This window comes from Mesobacillus sp. QJM3NY_10 (assembly GCF_056173465.1).
In genome coordinates, this window is sequence record NZ_CM149675.1 from 3,215,095 (window position 1) to 3,234,883 (window position 19,789).

Genomic DNA, 19,789 nt, shown 5'->3' on the forward strand with positions numbered 1-19,789 from the left:
TAATAACCCTTAAGTTCATTTCACTAATGTATTAACACCATAGAAAAAGAGGCTGCATTCAAACAGCCTCTTCACCATATGGGTTAATCACTTTATTAGAACTTTTTTCAGCAAAATCCTGCGGTACATATTCCCGAACATGACTCCTTCATCAGAAATCAGCCTAACATTTGTCTTTTGCGTTTCGGAGATTTTCTCAAAAGATACACCGATATCCGTTCCAAGGACCTTGATCACATGCCTAATGGCCTTTTTAAAAATGGATAAACTTTTCCCCGCCTCAGCAAATTTATCGAAGACCAACACCAAGCCATCCTTGCGGCACACTCTTACCATCTCGCCAAATGCCTTTTTGCTGTCAGGAACTACTGACAATATTAAACTTCCAATAACATAATCAAAGGCACCATCAGTGAAATCGAGCTGTTGGGCATCCATTTGCAAAAAAGTAATCTTCGAGTTTCGATATTTATCCTTCGCTTTCTGAAGCATATCTTCTGAGTAATCGATCGCGGTGATTTCCAAGTTTTCATGGGGCAATCTATCGATGTCTGCACCTGTTCCGACACCAACGAACAGCACCTTATCTCCGGGCTGGAAGTGGATACCTTTAAATAGTTCATCTCTCGCCTTCGAAAAAGGGCCAGCATTGAAAATAGCATCATAAATTGGCGCCCAGCCTTTGTAGATGACCTTATTCCAAGAGTTTTTCATATTATCCACTCCAGCCCAAATAATTTTAAGTTTTTAATAAAGTTAAACCTACTTTGCTTTTGTCCTTGCTTTTTGAGGGAATGAATATCCCAATCATGGGGTAATCCTATTTATCCTTTACTCTCAAAAGCCTCAAGCCGTTTAGAGTAACAATCAGGGTTGCGCCCATGTCGGCGAAAATCGCGATCCACAGAGTGAGCCAGCCTGGAATGACCAATAGCAGTGCCAGCAATTTCACGCCAATTGAGAATGCAATGTTTTGTTTGATGATTGCGAGTGTTTTTCGGCTCAACTTAATCGTGAACGGCAGCTTTTTCAAGTCATCTGCCATCAGGGCGATATCCGCCGTTTCAAGTGCCGTATCGGTACCTGCTCCGCCCATCGCGACTCCAACTGTCGCCGCGGCCAGTGCAGGTGCATCATTAATGCCATCTCCGACCATCGCGACTTTTCCATGGTTTTTCTGCAAGTCTTTTATAAAATTAAGCTTATCTTCAGGAAGTAAATCGGATTCTATATCCGACACACCAGCCTGGCTGCCAATTGCATCTGCAGTTCCTTTATTGTCCCCTGTCAGCATGATGGTTTTTTCAATACCAAGCTCATGCAGACGGGAAACGACTCCCCTGCTCGACTCTCTTACTTCGTCGGCAACCGCGATTAAAGCAAGTACCCTAGAATCAACTCCTGCAACCATCACTGTTTTGCCATCAGACTGCAGGCGTGAAATTTCATCAGCTACCGCACCTGGAATTCCGTCTTCAACAATTTCTCCAAGGTATTTAGGACTGCCGATATAATAAACAATTCCGTCGACAGTTCCTTTTAATCCTTTACCGGTTACCGATGTGAAATCTTCTATTACAGTATCCCTGTACGGTACTGAGTCTGCTTCTGCCTTACGGACAATTGCAGAAGCAAGTGGATGCTGTGATTTATTTTCAAGGGCGGCAATTACTGCAAAAAGGACGCTTGAATTTTCGCCAGATACCATTTTGAAATTCGTAACAGCCGGCACCCCTTTTGTGAGCGTCCCAGTCTTATCAAAGGCGATTGCTTTCAGTGCACCCATTTCCTCAAGGTGGAGGCCACCCTTTACAAGCACACCATGTTTAGCGGCATTGCCAATCGCTGTCACGATTGAAACTGGCGTTGATATGACAAGTGCGCACGGACAGCCGACAACGAGGACGGCCAAGCCTTGATAAATCCACTCACTCCAACCTGCACCGAAGTAAAGTGGAGGTACAATAGCGACCATGATTGCGACAAGGATAATGATTGGTGTGTAATACTTGGCGAAGCGGTCAACGAATGCCTGCGAAGGAGCCTTTTCCGCCTGTGCCTCTTCGACAAGATGAATGATTTTCGCGATTGTGGTATCATCGACCAATTTAGTGATTTTAACCTCAATAAGACCCTCTCCATTGAGAGTACCGGCAAACACCTCATCGCCCACGTTCTTATCTGCTGGGACAGATTCGCCTGTAATCGCCGCCTGGTTGACAGCCGAGAATCCAGAGATCACTTCCCCATCCATGGCAATTTTCTCGCCCGGTTTTACAATCATGATGTCGCCGACTTCTATTTCATTTACATTTATGCTGTATTCCCTGCCTTTACGGCGGACGAGCGCTTCTTTTGGTGCAATATCCATTAACGAACGAATCGAAGCTCTTGCCTTATCCATTGAATATCTCTCAAGCACTTCACTAATCGCAAACAAAATGACAACGACGGCACCTTCGCTCCACTCGCCAATGATTGCAGCACCGATGATGGCAACAGTCATCAGTGCCCTCATGTCAAAATCGAGCTTGAGAAGATTCTTTATCCCACTATTAAATAGGGAGAAGCCACCTACAATAATTGCTCCTAAAAATAATAGAATGGCGAGCAAACTTTCTTCGCCAAAATTAAACTGGAAAAAATACGCGGCAATGATCATCACAAGGCTGATCAATACCGTAAAGTTTTCCTGCCAGAACGGTTTCTTTTTCTCAGGGATAATTTCTGCTTTATCCGGGTAAAGCCGCAGGTTCTCAAATGCACCAGCTTGCTCCAGTTCTTCAATGGAGGCTTTACCGAATACAGTCAGCTTAGAAGCGCCAAAATTAACTTTTGCATCAAAAACACCATCCAGGTGCTTTACGTTCTCTTCGAACTTTCCGGCACAGCTTGCTCAGGTGAAGCCCTGTACCCGATATATTGTTTTCTCGCCAGATTGCGCTGCCTCAGTCATTCAACTCCATCTCCTTTTGGTGTTCAAACGCCAGGTGAATCAATTGCTTTACATGGTCATCGACCAGTGAATAATAAACAAGCTTACCTTCCTTGCGGTATTTAGCGAGCCCAAGATTTTTCAACAGCCTCAAATGGTGTGAAGCAGTTGCAGTGGACGAGTTGACGACTGCAGCTACATCACAAACACAAAGCTCATTCCCTACATATAGTGAGTATGCGATTTTAATCCTAGTTTCATCTGATAAAGCTTTGAAAATTTTTGCTGCTGCAGAGGTATTTTGTTCTTTCAGTTCTGCAGACACCTGCTCCACTTTATCGTCATGGACGCAATTGACCTGGCAGACATCCTGCTCCTTCAATTTGCTCACCCCATTCATTCAAATGATCTTTTGATTATATCTTATTCAAATGACTGTTTGATTGTCAAACAAAATAAAAAAAACCAGGAGATTTCCTGGTTTTAACGGTTAGGCTATTTTCTCACCCTGGCGGTCGGCAACTTTCTTGAAGTAAAACCCTAATTTGACGAGGCCAACTGCGGTCAAGGATAGAATCATATTGAAGAAAACTGCGAATATCGCAAGATTCATTACTTCAAAGATGATGGCATATAAAAAACCAGCTGCTCCAAATAATGAAATCGTGATAAGGAAATGCATCCTTGGAAAAAGAAATGTGATGATGCCACTAAACAATAGAACAAGTGAACCCATGATAAATAGATGAAGACCGAATAATAGCAAAAACTCCAAAATAATTCCCCCAGTATTCGCGTTGTTGGTTTGATGGAAATGGTTCCACCCCTTTCCAATTCCCTCTGGGTTCCTATTTAAACTTAAAAGCCTCTATATTCGGTCATCCCATATTCGATTTAGCATCGTTTTTTCACTGGAAACGACAAGTTCGAATACATCCGGATTCGTCATTTCCATCAGGCAGTCGTATCCGAAACTTTCATTGAAATACCGCATGAGCAATGTAGTCATGTTACCATGGCTGACTAGTAAAATGTGGTCATGTTCCGAACATAATAAATCCTCAATCAGTGATTTCGCACGATTCATCGCAGCAGAATGGGATTCTCCTCCTTCAAAAACAAGCTCAAAATCCTCAAAGGTTTGCTTTAGCTTATCACGCCAGTCCTCAAAATTGACCGTACTCAGCACTCTTTCTCCGAGTCTGTCATCTTCGAGAACTCTTATCCTCCTTGAATCAGATAGAGGTTTAATTGTATCGACGGCTCTTTTAAAAGGGCTACAATAGATGATATCTATTTCTTTTCGTTTGAAAAAGTCAACTAGTGCCAGCGCCTGTTTCCTGCCCTGTTCAGTCAGTGGAGAGTCTATAGGCTGGCCAGCCGCACTTGCATGACGTACAAGATAGATTGTTTTCAATCAAAACACCCCTTTATTCAGTCATGTTCATAAGGTACGGAAATCTCCATAAAATCTTCTGAAACAACAGTGTTGGCAAACACTGTTCGTGCTTCCGCTTCAAGTCCCTTCCAGTCATTGCGGTCATACCTGGAGCTAATATGGGTCAGGCACAGTTTTTTTACACCAGCATTCAAGGCTGTTTCTGCGGCCTGCAGAGTGGTCGAATGGAAATACTCATAGGCAAGGGTACCTTCATCTGCTGAAAAAGTCGCTTCATGGACGAGAAGATCTGCATTTTGGGCAAGAAGTTGAGCACTTTTACAAACCCTTGTGTCACCCAAAACCGTGACAACCCTTCCTTTCTGCGGGGGACCGACAAATTCAGCAGGATTGATGACCGTTCCATCGTCCAATATCACTTCTTCTCCATTCTTGATTTTCCTGTAGTCAGGACCAGGGTTAACTCCTGCGGCTTGAAGCTTATTGGCGAGAAGCGTTCCTGGACGGTCCTTTTCCTTTACTCTGTACCCATATGAGGGAATTCCATGCTCCAAAAGCTTTGCTTCAACGATAAACTGCTCATCTTCGAAAATGACGCCTTCCTCTAGCTCGATGATTTCAATTGGATATTTCAAGTAGGATTTACTAATTCTCAAAGATACCTCGATATACTCTTTAATTCCGGGAGGCCCATAAACCGTAACCATCGACTCTCCTCCCTGGAAGGAACGGCTCGACAGCAACCCAGGCAGACCATATATATGGTCTCCGTGCAGGTGTGTAATGAAGATTTTTTCAATCCTCCTCGGCTTGATACTTGTATGTAAAATTTGATGCTGGGTTGCTTCTCCACAGTCAAACAGCCAGACACTTCCCCGCTCCTCAAGCAATTTCAGTGCGATTGAGGTCACATTCCTCAGCTTGGCTGGGACGCCCGCCCCTGTTCCAAGAAAAAAAACATCCATATTCCTGACATCCTCCCGTACAAAATGCCTGCAATCCTTACAGGCAGGTATTATTCCTTTCAATATATCACAACAGTCATTATTCATCTAAATCAAACGCTGGATTTAACTCATGCGGGGATAGTTCCATGCAATTGGAAGAAAACTAAGTACAGTTTAAACAGTTGCTAATTGTTCTCGAAAGGGATAAAATTTTGTATTTGTAGAGTGTTTTTTATACATACTTTTAAATTCACATAAAAGAGAGGTTCTATATTGTGGCACAAACCGAAAAACCAACAGCTTTAATCATGATCTTCGGGGCTACGGGAGACCTGGCAAACCGTAAATTGTTTCCTTCCCTCTATAATTTGTTTGAAAAAGGAAAACTGGACAAATTCGCGGTCGTCGGCGTTGCCCGCCGTTCACTTTCAAATGAAGAATTCCAGCTGAGGGTAAAAGAATCTGTGAAGGAAAATGGGGAGACAGAAGCTGACATCGACGAATTCGTGTCCAAGTTCTATTATCATTCCCATGACGTTACTGATTCAAGTTCTTATCTCGCTCTTGGAAAGCTTGCGGAAGAGTTGGACAGCCACTATGGACTTAATGGCAATAGAATTTTCTACCTGGCGATGGCACCAGAATTCTTTGGAACGATTGCTGAACATTTAAAGAAGGATAAGCTTACTGATGTATCAGGGTTCAAACGTCTTGTCATCGAAAAGCCATTCGGGCATGACCTTGAGTCTGCAAAAGTGTTGAACAAGCAAATTCGGAAAGCTTTTTCTGAAGATGAAATCTATCGGATTGACCATTATCTCGGCAAGGAAATGGTTCAAAACATTGAGGTAATCCGTTTCGCGAATGCGATGTTCGAACCACTCTGGAATAACCGGTACATTTCCAACATCCAGGTAACATCTAGCGAAACGCTTGGAGTCGAAGAACGCGGACGATATTACGAGAAAAGCGGCGCTCTAAGGGATATGGTCCAGAACCATATGCTGCAGATGGTTTCCTTGCTTGCGATGGAACCGCCGATCAAGCTGACGACTGATGAAATCCGTTCAGAAAAAGTAAGAGTGTTCCGTGCACTCCGCCCTGTAAAAGGCGAGGAAGTCAATGAATATTTTGTTCGCGGCCAATATGATAAAGGCAGCATGAATGAAACAGACGTCCCTGCATACCGCCAGGAGGAAATGGTCAATCCTGAATCCAATACGGAGACATTTGTCGCTGGTAAGCTGATGATCGATAATTTCCGCTGGGCTGGAGTTCCTTTCTATATCCGTACAGGAAAAAGAATGAAGGCTAAGTCAACTAAAATTGTAATCCAATTCAAAGATATCCCGATGGATCTGTATTATCAGCCAGAAAAAACGGTGAATCCAAATCTTCTTGTCATTCATATCCAGCCTGAAGAAGGAATCACGCTTCACTTGAACGCCAAGAAATCTGGCCAGGGTACAGACGCTACACCTGTAAAATTGAATTATGCCAATAAAGGCATTGACGGGCTGAACACACCAGAAGCATATGAAAAACTCCTATTTGATTCATTGCGCGGCGACGCCACAAACTTCACGCATTGGGATGAAGTCGCATTATCGTGGAGCTTTGTTGATAATATTTCAGCAGTCTGGGAAAACACAAAGGAACCGTCATTCCCGAACTATGCATCTGGCTCCATGGGCCCTGACGCTGCAGACAAGCTGCTAGAGCAAGATGGATTCTTCTGGTGGCCAATCACTGAAATCGATGTAGAAAAATGCTAATAGAACATGAAATCCCGTCCTGGCAACAGGCGGGATTTTTTTAGTTCATCCGAAAAACAAATCAAGGATATTAGAACCTGCAGATGCATCTTTATTGTAAAACTCCGAGTATCCGCAATTCTTGCAGTAAACGACGGTAAACTGGTTATTCTGGATATCAAACATCTTGGACAAGCCCGTTCCCGTCATTGCAACATCCTTCTGTCCTGCATCTGTGCTTCCGCATTTAATACAACCATTTCCGTTCATGTATTCCATCTCCCTTTTTCAAGCTATGTTACATTTACGATTCAGGTAAAAATTGGTTTCACTTTTCTGCTGATTTGAGGGGTTTTAGATTTGAATGTATAAAAACTTGTCTTCCTTCAATTTGTGCAAGCAGCAAAGTTTACGAAAAGAGCCTACATAAAAGAAACCTAAAAGGGATAACTTATGTTTGTTCTATTTTCAGACTAGAGGTGAAAACATGGAGTGGTTTGGTCACAGTAATCAAGACTTCAATTTCGATATGTTTTCTGCGAGTCATTATACGATATTGGTTATCTGTGTTTTGGTTAATACTTTCATTTTCGCTAACCGAAAAAAATTAAGTGATGAAAGATGGAGGAAAGCGGAGCTGGTAACAGCATTGTCCTTAATCTTGATTGAGATCACCAATCATCTTTGGATGTACAAGCATGCTGTCTGGAAATTAGGCCGGTCAATGCCCCTGGAATTATGCAATATAGGTCTTCTGCTTGCGATTGGATTATTATTGACCAGGAAGAAGATATATTTCGAGCTTTTATTTTTCATTGCTTTATTAGGGGCAACACAAGCCATCATCACACCTGCATTAACTTATGATTTTCCCCATTTCCGCTTTTTTCACTTTTTTTATGCACATCTGATGATTGTGTGGGTAACGCTTTATTTCCTATGGGCAAAAGGTTATTACCCCACATTCAGTTCTGTAATAAAAGTTGTTCTATTTATCAATCTGCTGTTGCCAGCGATCCTGTTTCTTAATAAGGTTGCTGACGGAAACTATTGGTTTTTACGCCATAAACCAAAAAGTCCTAGCTTCATGGATTTACTCGGGCCATATCCATGGTACATTTTATCTTTGGAAAGCTTATTGGTCTTTTTAAGTTTAATTGTATGGCTCTGTTTGCGAAGCTGGCTAAAAGGAGATAAAAGAACTTCTATTTCAGAGTCCTGAAACTTCTTTTTGTGACCCGTTTTTTCCTGTGACCCCTTGACCGGGCACATATCACTCAATTAAATTAATTAAACATATATCCTCGGGAACACCCAAATGCACTTTTCAAAGAACCTGAAGTATTTACGACCTTTTTAAAAAAAAGCTCGTGGAAGAAAACTTCTCCACAAGCTGTTAGACATTCACATATATTAAAGTTGTTTTTTTATGAATTCAAGCGTTTTATCAATGATCATTTGCTGGTCGTTGTCCAGGGTAGCCACGTGGTAGCTTTCTTTCATATGATAAATCTCTTTTGTTTCTGAGTTGATTAGATTGTAAATGGTTTGTGAATTATCAGGCGGGACAACATGGTCTTCGTCTGAGACAAAAATTAAGGCTGGACAAGTAACCTTCGGAAGATCTTCTTTTACTGATTTCATAAATGGCAATATTTCTTTAATGGATTGAACCGGGGTTTTTTCGTATGCAAGCTCTGTTACTCCCGGCTTCTTGATGTCAGAACCGATAGCATCAAGGAATCTTGTTCCTTCTAGCTGGAGAACTGGCTCCATTGCTGGTATTTCAATAGCCGCATTAATCAGAACTATTCCTCTGATCTCCTGATGTTTTTCAGCCATATACAAGGTCAGCGTTCCGCCCATTGACAGACCAGTCACAAAAATCGTATCACAACGCTCTTTTAACCACTGAAACCCTTCTTCTATCGATGCGACCCAATCTTGATATGTTGTTTGTTCCATGTCTTCATGATGTGTACCATGACCTTTCAATCGCGGTCCGCAAACGGTATAACCCGCAGCAGCATATGCCTCACCCAGGGGCCGCATACTCTGTGTAGAACCGGTAAAACCATGGGATACTAATACACCTACAGAATTTCCCTCAAAATAAAACGGTTCTGCTCCTTCAAGAACTGGATAACTTTCTGCCATACTCTTTCCCTCCAATCTTAAATACCACATTAAAAGGTTTCGACTGGGCCTTTTGAAAACCCTCCCTGCATGAATAAACTTTTATAATAAGAAAAGCGCAAGCGCCTTGTTCAGCCCCTACAAGCGCTGGAGGGCCGACCAGTGAAGTCGTTCTTTGACTTCATTGGGCGGACCGAAATCGAAAAGTATAGCCGACTGTCCAGAAACGCAGAAACTGGAGACTCCGACCAAAGAAGCGTTTTTTGCTTCTGCCGACGGAGTTGAAGTTTCGGAGTTTCTAGGAGGCGACACTAGACAAGCGACTCGAGGGGCTAGGCGCTGAAGCTAGACAATTCTCGAAGTGGAAATTTATTCTTTCTTATCTGGTAAAAAAACACAGCGAACGTTGAATTCGCTGTGCTGCTTTCTTATTCCATCCATTCAGTGTGGAAGATTCCTTCTTTATCGATGCGCTGATAAGTATGGGCACCGAAATAATCGCGCTGGGCCTGAATCAGGTTTGCCGGCAATGTTTCTGTTCTATAGCTGTCAAAGTATGAAAGTGCAGCAGAGAAACTCGGTACTGGAATTCCATTCATGACAGCAGCTGAGATAATTTCACGTAACGACTGCTGGTAGCTATCTGCAATTTCCTTGAAATATGGATCGAGCAGAAGGTTTTTCAGGTTCGGATCGCGGTCATATGCTTCCTTGATTTTTTGAAGGAACTGCGCTCTGATAATGCAGCCTCCACGGAAGATCATCGCGATATCGCCATAACTCAAATCCCATCCATACTCTTCGGACGCTGCTCTCATTTGCGCGAAACCCTGTGCGTAAGAACAAATTTTGCTCAAGTAAAGAGCCTTGCGGATTGATTCAATGAAGGCCTCACGGTCACCATTGAATGGCTTTGATTCTGGTCCAGAGAGTACTTTACTCGCTTCCACTCGCTCTTGCTTCATTGCAGAGATAAAGCGGGCGAAAACAGATTCTGTGATGATTGGCAGCGGCACTCCAAGATCAAGCGCACTCTGGCTTGTCCATTTTCCAGTACCCTTTTGCCCAGCAGTATCAAGAATCATGTCAACAAGTGGCTTGCCTGTCTCATCATCTTTCTTTGTAAAAATATCAGCCGTTATTTCGATCAAATAGCTGTCAAGCTCACCTTTATTCCATTCGGCAAACACTTCGTGCAGCTCGTCAGCTCTTAATCCAAGAACATGCTTCAACATGAAATAGGATTCAGAAATCAGCTGCATGTCGCCGTATTCGATTCCGTTGTGAACCATTTTCACATAATGTCCTGCTCCATCCGGACCAATGTACGTCGTGCATGCTTCACCATTAACTTTTGCAGATATATCCTGGAAAATCGGCGCAACCAGGTCATATGCATCTTTTTGTCCGCCAGGCATGATGGATGGTCCGTGAAGTGCGCCTTCCTCCCCGCCTGATACACCGGTACCGATGAAGTGAAACCCAAGCTCGCTCAATTCCTTGTTTCGGCGCTGAGTATCAGCAAAATATGTATTACCACCGTCAATGATGATATCGCCCTTTTCCAGATGAGGCTTCAATTGCTCGATTGTCGCGTCCGTCGCTGCGCCAGCTTTGACCATCAAAAGGATCTTCCGTGGTTTTTCTAGCGATTGAACAAACTCCTCAATCGTATAAGTTCCGACGATATTCTTGCCTTTCGTTTCCTCAAGCATCTCATCCGTCTTTTCCCTCGATCGATTATATACAGATACAGAATAACCTCTACTTTCGATATTCATCGCCAGGTTTTTCCCCATGACAGCGAGACCAATGACACCGATTTGCTGTTTTGACATAGTTCTGCTTCCTCCTTTATGAAACTGTTTTTTTAATCATACACATTAATTTAACAAGGTACATATGAGGTTGCAAACAATCTGGTTTGTTCCTCATTATTTTGACTTAAGCTCTTTTCTCAAACTTTGTTGCTATTGACTACAAAATTGGAGTGAATTGCCTATATTCCCTCGTAGAGTTGACGCTTCTTATGAGAAAAGAGCATGCAAACTTAATACCGACCTGCAAAATGGGTATATATTACATTAAAATCGGCTTTAGGATTTTAATAACAATCTTTACGAAAACAGCCTCGACTTAAGCTGAAGCTGATAAACCTCCATTAAAAATCCTTTTTCTCACTTTCATTACTTCTTCTGCGGTCCTGGAGGAAATCCTTATTAAAACTCGTCCCTGCCCCTGTATTCTCCTTAGTCGGAGGCTTTTTCACCTGTGAGCCAGCACTCTCAATGATATTTTTGCCGTATTTCTCACGTAACTGGCTCATCGTATTGATTAGAGGTTCCTTTTTCGCATCCTGCTCATAAGAGAATAGGTCGAGCTGCTTGACTGCTTTGTCCGCTTCAAGCAAGTCGGTGCCCGTAATCCCTAGCAGCCGGATAGGGTCTCCATTCCAGTGCTTCAGAAAAAGCGTTTTGGCTGCCGCGGCTATTTCGTCCTGCTTCGATACAGGATTCTGCAGTTTCTGGCTTCGGGTGATTGTCTTCCTGTCCTTGAATCGGATCATTACATTGATGCTGGTGGCGACCGCCTCTTTCCTCTTCATCCTTGCAGCTACTTGCTCCGACAGTCTATCCAGAACTTTCAGGAGCTCATGCTGATTCGAAATATCACGTGGCAGCGTAGTCGAATTGCCGATGCTTTTAAAATCGTACACAGAATCCGGATCCACCTGGCGGTTGTCCTGGCCATTAGCTCTTTCTTTCAATCTTAATCCGTTGATGCCTAGCAGTCCTTTAAGCTGAATTTCATTCGCTGCCGCCAATCCCCCAATTGTATCAATTCCAATACTTTTTAGTTTGTCCGCTGTTTTTGTTCCTACTCCATGCATTTCCCCAACCTCGAGCGGCCAGAGAATCTTTGGAATATCACGCTTTCTTAAAACCGTAATCCCCATTGGCTTCTTCATATCCGAAGCCGTTTTAGCCAGAAATTTATTTGGGGCAACACCTATGCTGCACGGCAAGTCCAACTGTTCAAGGATTCTTTTTTGGATGCTTTCAGCTATCTCCAGAGGCGCTCCGAGGTCGGAGCATTCCGTTATATCCATATATCCTTCATCAATGGAAACAGGTTCGACGACATCAGTGTACTGGCGCAAGAGGTCGAACATGGCGGCGGATGCTGTACGGTATCTGTCAAAATTCGGTTTTTTTATGATTAAGTCAGGGCATAGTTTTTTTGCTTCCCATAAAGGCATTGTCGTCTTAACGCCGAACTTCCTTGCTTCATAGCTGCAAGTGACAATGATTCCACGTCTTTCTTCTGGATTGCCGGCAATCGCCAGTGGCTTGCCCTTCAAATCAGAATCGTAAGCCATTTCTACTGAAGCATAGAAGCTGTTCATATCAACATGCAAAATGACTCTGCCCTTTTTTGGATACATTTCTTTCATGATCCCACTTCCCAAATATACGTTCCCTTCTAGTTTATCAAAAAAACGATCTCATTACTTATATTGAGATTCTTTTAGGGTAGAGTCGAGTTTTGAACATTATGTGAAGAAAAGCGGCAAAACGTTAAATATTTTGATTGAACACCCGATAAATAATCATAAGGATATAGAAAAGATGGGGGAATTTTTATGCAGCATTGGTCCATTGGCAGAAAGTATGCAACCGTTTTCGCGTTTATAATGGTTATTTTTCTAGGGAGCTTCATTTATTTGACGACTGTTTTATCTAACCTGCAAAATGCAATCAACCTTGCCGAGGAAAAAAGTGATTATGCCATAATGATAAGTGAAATGGGATCTTCTTTCCGCCAAAAATATATTATTATTACAGACTACATAACAGAACCAAAACCGGAGCTACTTACGGCGTATGAAAAAGAGGCTGAGCAATTTAGTGCTTCATCAAAAAAACTGCAAAAATATGTAAAATCAGAAGAAGCAAAAACTTTACTTAATGCGATTATGAAAATAGACCAGCATATGGATAAAGTGTGGGAAGAAGATATCTTGATGACTGTCTCAGAATTCCAACAGAACTTTGAACAGGTTGATATTTATACCCAGATCAGCTTGACGAACAAAGCAGAAACAATTCGTGATATGAACATCGAAAAGTTAAGTGCCATCAGGCTAACGATCCTTGATGACAGAACAAAAATCATGAAGGAAACCCATACTTCAATAGCTTCGATGATCAGAAACACTTTTATCCTTATCATATTTGCATTCATTATTTCATCTGTATCTATGTACTTTGTGTCACGCAACATCAGCAAGAACCTCAAAAATGTGGTCGCTTATTGCAAAAGACTCGCTAATGGTGAATTAAATGTTAAAGCGTTGGAAGCAAAGAGTAAGGATGAAGTTGGACAAATTATCATCGCCATGAACCAGCTATCAGGAAACCTGAAAACTTCAATTTCAAATATCCTGTCCTCATCCGACCAGGTAAATGAGATGTCCCGGAACCTAAAACTCAATGCAGAAGCTACGACTGAGGCCAACAATGAAATTACTACATCGATCATGCAGGTGGCATCTTCCTCTGACGAACAAGTTAAGATATCAGAACGAACAAATGAAGCGGTAGAAAATGTCTCTTCACAATTAATCGAAGTTACCGGATCCTTAAAAGAGACGCTTTATACAACCTCTAGCACAAAGGATAAAATTGAGGAAGGCAAACAGTATGCGTTTAACGTGACTGAACAAATGGATCAGATCAATGGAAAAGTATCCGAGTTAGCGAATGTGATCCACTCTCTGAAAAACAATTCTCAGGAAATCCATAGAATTATTGAAATCATTACCGATATTTCAAATCAAACTAACTTACTCGCTTTGAATGCAGCGATTGAAGCAGCCAGGGCCGGTGAGCACGGAAAAGGGTTTGGTGTCGTCGCCCAAGAGGTTCGCAAACTCGCTGAACAGTCAGCTGGTGCAGCAGACAGTATCCGTACCATCCTTGAGCAAACTGGCAAAGAAACAAACCAGGCTGTAAGCGTCATGGATGAAAGCCAGGCTGTAAGCGTCATGGATGAAAGCCAGGCAACCGTACTAAAAGGCAATGAGCTTGTGGAGAAAGTAGCCACAATTTTCGCGGAGATTGCCGAATCAATTGAGGAAGTAAGCCTAAAGGGCAACACGGTAAGTGATGCAGTCATCAATGCTAATGAAAAGATGGAGTCAATGGCACAGTCTGCTAATGAAGTGATTACCGCATCCTCAAGATCCGCGCTTTTCCTCGAGCAGGTAGCAGCAACAACAGAAGAACAGAATGCAACGATGCAGGAGCTTTTGGAATCATCCAGCAAACTATCAAGCATGGCCGAAGACCTGAGAAAGTCATTCTCCAGTTTTAAGTTATAGACAAAAACAAGCTGACCTAATGAGGTCAGCTTGTTTTTTAATTGGTTCCGGAAGTATTGCTCTAATTATGTAACTCTTGCTTTTGATTTTGCATATATTCCTTTATTTCTTTGATGCCTTCAAGTGATTGGATCAATGTTTCAGGGTCGATCAACATGATCATCCGTTTATCAAAATTAGCTACACCCGTAATGAAACTTGTCTTCTGATATGCGAGAAGGCCGGGCTGCTTTAGATTCTCCGCCGGAATTTCAAGAATTTCCTTCGCATCTCTCACAAGGGCACCGATTGAAATTTCCGCTGTCTCTATCACGATTAGCCTGGTTTTGTCTTCAACTTGAATATCCCGGTTGTACAGCACCTTTTCCAGGTCAATGACCGGAATCAACTCTCCCCTTACCTTTGTGATGCCTGTTACATAATCAGGCATATGTGGGATCGCTGTCATCCCTTCCATTTTTTCAATGGAAACAACATAAAGAATCGGAAATGCATATTCTTCATTCCCCGCTTGAAAAACTACCGTCTTATTGCTCTCAGCCATGTGAGTCCACATCCTTTATAAATTTCTGTCTATCACTCTATGTATGTAGATTAAATGGTTCACTGATGATTGATGTAATTGATATGCAGGTCATTCTAAGTATTATATCGGTTTCAACAAGTCCACCTTTAGGATTTTTGATTCATGAGCATGTTTTAATGGACATTTTGATTTCATGTTTCTTCCAAAATGTCTATTAAATCTCGTTTATTGGACATTTCAAGGACTCACTCTTATCAAAATGTCTATTAAACCCTGTTTATTGGACATTTCGAGGGCTCACTCTTCTTAAAATGTCTATTAAATCTCGTTTATTGGACATTTCAAGGGTTCACTCTTTTCAAAATGTCTATTAAACCCTGTTTATTGGACATTTCGAGGGCTCACTCTTCTTAAAATGTCTATTAAACCTTGTTTATTAGACATTTCGAGGCCTCACTCTTTTCAAAATGTCTATTAAACCTTGTATATTGGACATTTCGAGGGCTTCCCTTTCCGAAATGTCTATAATATCTCTTCTCTAGGATATATACATAGTACCTGTTCCAATAAACAAAGGGCTCCCCGTCAAGGAAGCCCTTCAATTCTTATTGTGCTGCTACTTCTTCAATCAACGCGATGACCATCTCGGCAAGCTTGTTGAGCTCTTCGATTGGCATTCTTTCATTCGTTGTGTGGATTTCTTCATATCCTACAGCAAGGTTGACTGTTGGTACGCCAAAGCCTGCAATGACATTTGCGTCGCTTCCGCCGCCGCTGTGCAGTAATTCTGAGCTTCTGCCGATTTTTGCGGCTGCTTTTTTAGCAAGCTCAACGACAAGGTCGCCTTCTCCGAATTTGAAGCCAGGGTACATTACCTGGACATCAACATCTGCCTTGCCGCCCATTTCCTGTGCAGCTGATTCGAATGCTTCTTTCATTTTCGCCACTTGCGCTTCCATCTTTTCAGGAATAAGAGAACGTGCTTCTGCAAGGATCTCTACATGGTCGCAAACGATATTTGTCTGTGTACCGCCCTGGAAGCGTCCGATATTCGCAGTAGTTTCCTCATCAATACGGCCAAGCGGCATTCTTGCGACAGCCTTAGCAGCAATCGTGATAGCAGAAACACCTTTTTCTGGAGCCACACCTGCGTGAGCAGTTTTACCATGGATGACAGCTGCAACTTTTGCTTGCGTTGGAGCTGCAACAATAATGTTTCCAACCTTGCCGTCACTATCAAGTGCATATCCATACTTCGCTTTTACCAAAGAAGAATCTAATGCTTTTGCGCCAACGAGACCTGATTCTTCTCCTACCGTAATAATGAATTGGATCGTTCCATGCGGAATTGATTGTTCCTTCAGGACGCGGATTGTCTCAAGCATTACCGCTAGTCCAGTCTTATCATCAGCTCCAAGGATTGTCGTTCCATCAGTGACGACATAACCATCTTTAATGGATGGCTTAACTCCTTTGGCAGGAATGACAGTATCCATATGAGAAGTAAAGTAGATTGTATCTACACCTTCTTTTGTACCTTGTAAAGTACAGATCAGGTTTCCTGCTCCGTGACCAGTTTGTGCCGTTGTATCGTCCTCGAAAACCTCTACTCCGAGGTCCTCGAATTTTTTCTTAAGGACGCGTGCGATTTCAGTTTCATACTTTGTTTCAGAGTCAATTTGGACAAGCTCTAAAAACTCATTCAATAAACGTTCGTTGTTAATCATCCTAGCCGACCTCCAATTATGTATATACTACTAGAGTATAACGCTTATTGAATCTCAACACCAAACACAATATCCTATAGCGGGATGTTGCCGTGTTTTTTGCCTGGTCTGTCTTCCTTCTTTGTCCGGAGCATTTCAAGCGACTGAATCAATTTGATTCGAGTTTCGCGCGGATCGATGACATCATCGACCATTCCCTGGCTTGCAGCGACATATGGATTCGCAAATTTCTCACGATACTCATCGATCTTCTGCTGCCTTGTCTGTTCAGGATTGTCGCTGTTCTGGATTTCCTTCGCAAAAATAATATTGGCAGCTCCCTGAGGCCCCATTACAGCAATCTCAGCATTCGGCCATGCAAAAACAAGATCGGCACCAATGGACTTGCTGTTCAAGGCAACATAGGCTCCTCCGTATGCTTTACGTAAAATAACGGTAAGCTTTGGTACAGTTGCTTCTGAATAAGCGTAAAGGATCTTCGCTCCGTGACGGATGATGCCGCCATGTTCTTGTTTAATACCAGGGAAGAACCCAGTCACGTCTTCAAATGTAATAATCGGTATATTAAATGAATCACAGAATCTAATGAAGCGTGACGCTTTATCGGAAGAATCGATATCAAGTCCCCCCGCCATTACCTTTGGCTGGTTGCAGACAAGGCCAACGACCTCTCCTTTGATCCTTGCAAGACCGATGACGATATTTTTCGCGAAATCCTTTTGTATTTCAAGGAATGAATCGGCGTCGACCACTTGCTCAATTACCTTGCGCACATCGTACGGACGGACCGCGTCGAATGGAATGGTATCCGTCAGGTCTGGACGATAGTCATCCTTATCATCCGCTTCAAGGCGCGGCGGCTTTTCTTCATAGTTTTGCGGCAGATAGCTTAATAGCAGCCTTACCTGTTCCAGAGTTTCTTCTTCTGACTGGCCATGGAAATGAGCATTGCCGCTGATCGTATTATGTACAATTGCACCGCCTAGATCTTCTGCAGAAATTTTCTCCCCGGTAACCGTTTCAATTACCTTTGGGCCGGTGATGAACATCTGGCTTGTCTTCTCAACCATGAACACAAAATCGGTAATCGCCGGTGAATAAACGGCACCGCCTGCGCATGGGCCCATGATTACGGAAATCTGCGGGATTACTCCGGAGTAAATTGAGTTGCGGTAAAAAATATGGCCGTAGCCATCGAGCGAAACAACACCTTCCTGAATCCTTGCTCCACCGGAATCATTCAACCCTACAAATGGCGCACCATTTTTGGCTGCCAGATCCATGACATTGGCGATTTTCTTTGCATGCATTTCACCTAAAGCTCCCCCGAACACGGTGAAATCCTGTGAAAACAAATAAATTGGCCTGCCGTTCACCTTACCGTAACCGGTTACAACTCCATCCCCAGGCCCCTTCTGGTTCTCTAGTCCAAAGTCTGTGCTGCGATGCTGAATGAAAGGATTCAATTCCACAAAGCTTCCAGGATCAACAAGCAACTCAATTCTTTCACGAGCAGTCAGCTTTCCTTTTTCATGTTGCTTTTCAATCCGCTCATCGCCACCGCCTAGTTCGATTTCCCTGCGGCGGTCATATAGTTCATTAATTTTTTCATAGATGTCTGGCATTCTATTCAGCCTCCCCGTTTTTCTCGCAAAGTTCGTAAAGAACGCTTCCTGTCGATTTCGGATGCATGAATGCGACAAGCGCTCCCCCGGCACCTTTCTTAGGAACATCCTGTATCATTTTGATGCCATTTTCCTTCATATCATTGATTCTTTCCTGGATTGACTCTACGCCGAGCGCGACATGGTGAATTCCTTCCCCACGCTTTTTAATAAAGGATGCGATAGCGCTTTCATCAGATAAAGGTTCCAGCAGCTCTAGCTTTGTTTCTCCGGCTTTAATGAAGGCCACTTTGACCTTCTCGCTTTCCACTTCCTCTATACCAAGCAGTGGCAGTTTCAGCACATCTGTATAAAATGGGAGGGCATGCTCAATAGATTTGACAGCAATGCCGATATGGTCGACCTTTTTAATCATGTAATTCCCTCCAAATATTATTTAAATATATTTAACTGTTTTAATATTCGACAAAAATGTCACAATTCCTTCTTATTCAATGTAGATTTAGGATTGATTTCGATATATGGATTGACATAATAACCAGAGTCAGTTTTATACTACACTAACATATTAATCGTGGATTATTGTCAAAAATGAATCTCTTAAAAGGGTTGTTGAATTCATGAAGTGGTTGTAAAATAATAGTGATAGATAGCGTAAGCTTTGGAAGGGGGATTTCTTTTATGCGTAAGCCAAATATCAGGAAGGTCGTAGTATACATCATGCTTTTTACTATGCTTGCTTCAACCCTTCTTATGGGATTATCAACTTTCCTATAATAACTATAAAATAATCAAAGGGCTGTCAATTTAATTGACAGCCCTTTTTTATTTCCTGATTGCTCCATATTCTTTGCCTAGCTCTGTAAAGTCTTTAGAAGTAGAAGTAACCAGGATTTTTGTTCCTAATGGTATGTAATCGTACAATGATTCGACCGCCTCATTTTGAAGGCGGACGCAGCCCTGGGATATTTTTTTTCCGATGCTCGAGGGGTCATTTGTGCCATGGATTCCGTATGTACGGCCATCCGTATCCTCGGCGTCGAATCCTATCCACCTGCTGCCAAGAGGATTGTTGGGGTCACCGCCCGGAATATCCTTTTTACGGTAATATGGGTCAGGAGCTTTGACAGTGACGGTAAATAAACCTTCGGGTGTCAGCTCCTCTGATTTACCAGTTGCTGCGCTGACTACCGTCTGGACTCTGTTCTCATTGATCAGTGCTACCTCATTCGTCTGTTTATTCACAATCACAAATGGATCTCCAGGCAGCGGGTTGGTTCCCAGCGGCCAAATAGGCGAAAAAATGAACGCTGCTAGAAGCATAGAAATAAACACTGGCATGTTAATCCCTCCGTGG

19 protein-coding genes are annotated in these 19,789 nt (G+C 42.6%); 4 read left to right on the forward strand and 15 right to left on the reverse strand.

The window, feature by feature from the left end:
• Positions 1 to 87: 87 nt before the first annotated feature.
• From AC0VX7_RS16255 to rnz, 6 genes are all read right to left on the reverse strand, one after another.
• A complete protein-coding gene (locus AC0VX7_RS16255) occupies positions 88 to 714 on the reverse strand; it encodes a class I SAM-dependent methyltransferase (protein WP_475425047.1) in 627 nt (208 codons plus the stop codon).
• Between the two features lie 106 nt (positions 715 to 820).
• The gene (locus AC0VX7_RS16260; protein WP_475425048.1) at positions 821 to 2,956 is read right to left on the reverse strand and encodes a heavy metal translocating P-type ATPase; all 2,136 of its coding nucleotides are present in this window, start codon (positions 2,954 to 2,956) and stop codon (positions 821 to 823) included.
• The gene (locus AC0VX7_RS16265) at positions 2,949 to 3,317 is read right to left on the reverse strand and encodes an ArsR/SmtB family transcription factor (RefSeq protein WP_475425049.1); all 369 of its coding nucleotides are present in this window, start codon (positions 3,315 to 3,317) and stop codon (positions 2,949 to 2,951) included. Before AC0VX7_RS16265 ends, AC0VX7_RS16260 begins: the two co-directional genes overlap by 8 nt.
• A 108-nt stretch (positions 3,318 to 3,425) precedes the next feature.
• The gene (locus AC0VX7_RS16270) at positions 3,426 to 3,710 is read right to left on the reverse strand and encodes a hypothetical protein (RefSeq protein WP_215034824.1); all 285 of its coding nucleotides are present in this window, start codon (positions 3,708 to 3,710) and stop codon (positions 3,426 to 3,428) included.
• A gap of 93 nt (positions 3,711 to 3,803) precedes the next feature.
• The gene (locus tag AC0VX7_RS16275; protein ID WP_475425050.1) at positions 3,804 to 4,352 is read right to left on the reverse strand and encodes a histidine phosphatase family protein; all 549 of its coding nucleotides are present in this window, start codon (positions 4,350 to 4,352) and stop codon (positions 3,804 to 3,806) included.
• A gap of 17 nt (positions 4,353 to 4,369) precedes the next feature.
• Positions 4,370 to 5,299, reverse strand: coding sequence for a ribonuclease Z (rnz, locus tag AC0VX7_RS16280; protein ID WP_475425051.1), 930 nt, complete (start codon positions 5,297 to 5,299; stop codon positions 4,370 to 4,372).
• 290 nt (positions 5,300 to 5,589) lie between these two features.
• On the opposite strand from rnz, the gene zwf reads away from it, so the two are divergent.
• Positions 5,590 to 7,056, forward strand: a complete 1,467-nt coding sequence (gene zwf, locus AC0VX7_RS16285) for a glucose-6-phosphate dehydrogenase (protein ID WP_475428181.1) — start codon at positions 5,590 to 5,592, stop codon at positions 7,054 to 7,056.
• Positions 7,057 to 7,101: 45 nt separating this feature from the next.
• On the opposite strand, the gene AC0VX7_RS16290 is transcribed toward zwf, so the two are convergent.
• Positions 7,102 to 7,305 (reverse strand): zinc ribbon domain-containing protein, encoded by a 204-nt coding sequence (locus tag AC0VX7_RS16290; protein ID WP_102263505.1) that lies wholly within the window; start codon positions 7,303 to 7,305, stop codon positions 7,102 to 7,104.
• 217 nt (positions 7,306 to 7,522) lie between these two features.
• Here AC0VX7_RS16290 and AC0VX7_RS16295 point away from each other — a divergent pair, with 217 nt between their 5' ends.
• On the forward strand, positions 7,523 to 8,257 hold the full coding sequence (locus AC0VX7_RS16295; protein WP_475425052.1) for a YwaF family protein: 735 nt from the start codon (positions 7,523 to 7,525) through the stop codon (positions 8,255 to 8,257).
• Positions 8,258 to 8,448: 191 nt separating this feature from the next.
• On the opposite strand, the gene AC0VX7_RS16300 is transcribed toward AC0VX7_RS16295, so the two are convergent.
• The 3 genes from AC0VX7_RS16300 to AC0VX7_RS16310 all read right to left on the reverse strand — a co-directional run bounded on the left by AC0VX7_RS16300 (position 8,449) and on the right by AC0VX7_RS16310 (position 12,625).
• Positions 8,449 to 9,192, reverse strand: coding sequence for an alpha/beta hydrolase (locus AC0VX7_RS16300; RefSeq protein WP_475425053.1), 744 nt, complete (start codon positions 9,190 to 9,192; stop codon positions 8,449 to 8,451).
• Positions 9,193 to 9,599: 407 nt separating this feature from the next.
• A complete protein-coding gene (gene gndA, locus AC0VX7_RS16305) occupies positions 9,600 to 11,009 on the reverse strand; it encodes an NADP-dependent phosphogluconate dehydrogenase (RefSeq protein WP_475425054.1) in 1,410 nt (469 codons plus the stop codon).
• A 323-nt stretch (positions 11,010 to 11,332) separates the two neighbouring features.
• Positions 11,333 to 12,625, reverse strand: coding sequence for a DNA polymerase IV (locus AC0VX7_RS16310; RefSeq protein WP_475425055.1), 1,293 nt, complete (start codon positions 12,623 to 12,625; stop codon positions 11,333 to 11,335).
• A gap of 189 nt (positions 12,626 to 12,814) precedes the next feature.
• On the opposite strand from AC0VX7_RS16310, the gene AC0VX7_RS16315 reads away from it, so the two are divergent.
• On the forward strand, positions 12,815 to 14,554 hold the full coding sequence (locus tag AC0VX7_RS16315; RefSeq protein WP_475425056.1) for a methyl-accepting chemotaxis protein: 1,740 nt from the start codon (positions 12,815 to 12,817) through the stop codon (positions 14,552 to 14,554).
• Between the two features lie 61 nt (positions 14,555 to 14,615).
• Here the strand turns inward: AC0VX7_RS16315 and AC0VX7_RS16320 are convergent, their stop codons facing one another.
• The 4 genes from AC0VX7_RS16320 to mce all read right to left on the reverse strand — a co-directional run bounded on the left by AC0VX7_RS16320 (position 14,616) and on the right by mce (position 18,847).
• Positions 14,616 to 15,098, reverse strand: a complete 483-nt coding sequence (locus AC0VX7_RS16320) for a chemotaxis protein CheW (RefSeq protein ID WP_475425057.1) — start codon at positions 15,096 to 15,098, stop codon at positions 14,616 to 14,618.
• 587 nt (positions 15,099 to 15,685) lie between these two features.
• Positions 15,686 to 16,807 (reverse strand): tripeptidase T, encoded by a 1,122-nt coding sequence (locus tag AC0VX7_RS16325; RefSeq protein ID WP_475425058.1) that lies wholly within the window; start codon positions 16,805 to 16,807, stop codon positions 15,686 to 15,688.
• A 74-nt stretch (positions 16,808 to 16,881) separates the two neighbouring features.
• Positions 16,882 to 18,432 carry an acyl-CoA carboxylase subunit beta gene (locus AC0VX7_RS16330; RefSeq protein ID WP_475425059.1) on the reverse strand — a complete coding sequence of 517 codons (1,551 nt, stop codon included), beginning with the start codon at positions 18,430 to 18,432 and terminating at the stop codon, positions 16,882 to 16,884.
• A 1-nt stretch (position 18,433) separates the two neighbouring features.
• The gene (gene mce, locus AC0VX7_RS16335; protein ID WP_475425060.1) at positions 18,434 to 18,847 is read right to left on the reverse strand and encodes a methylmalonyl-CoA epimerase; all 414 of its coding nucleotides are present in this window, start codon (positions 18,845 to 18,847) and stop codon (positions 18,434 to 18,436) included.
• 266 nt (positions 18,848 to 19,113) lie between these two features.
• On the opposite strand from mce, the gene prli42 reads away from it, so the two are divergent.
• Positions 19,114 to 19,209: a stressosome-associated protein Prli42 gene (gene prli42, locus AC0VX7_RS16340; protein WP_023627413.1), complete on the forward strand. Its 96-nt coding sequence runs from the start codon at positions 19,114 to 19,116 to the stop codon at positions 19,207 to 19,209.
• A gap of 48 nt (positions 19,210 to 19,257) precedes the next feature.
• Here prli42 and AC0VX7_RS16345 read toward each other — a convergent pair whose 3' ends face one another.
• Positions 19,258 to 19,773, reverse strand: a complete 516-nt coding sequence (locus tag AC0VX7_RS16345) for a L,D-transpeptidase (RefSeq protein WP_475425061.1) — start codon at positions 19,771 to 19,773, stop codon at positions 19,258 to 19,260.
• Between the last annotated feature and the right edge of the window lie 16 nt (positions 19,774 to 19,789).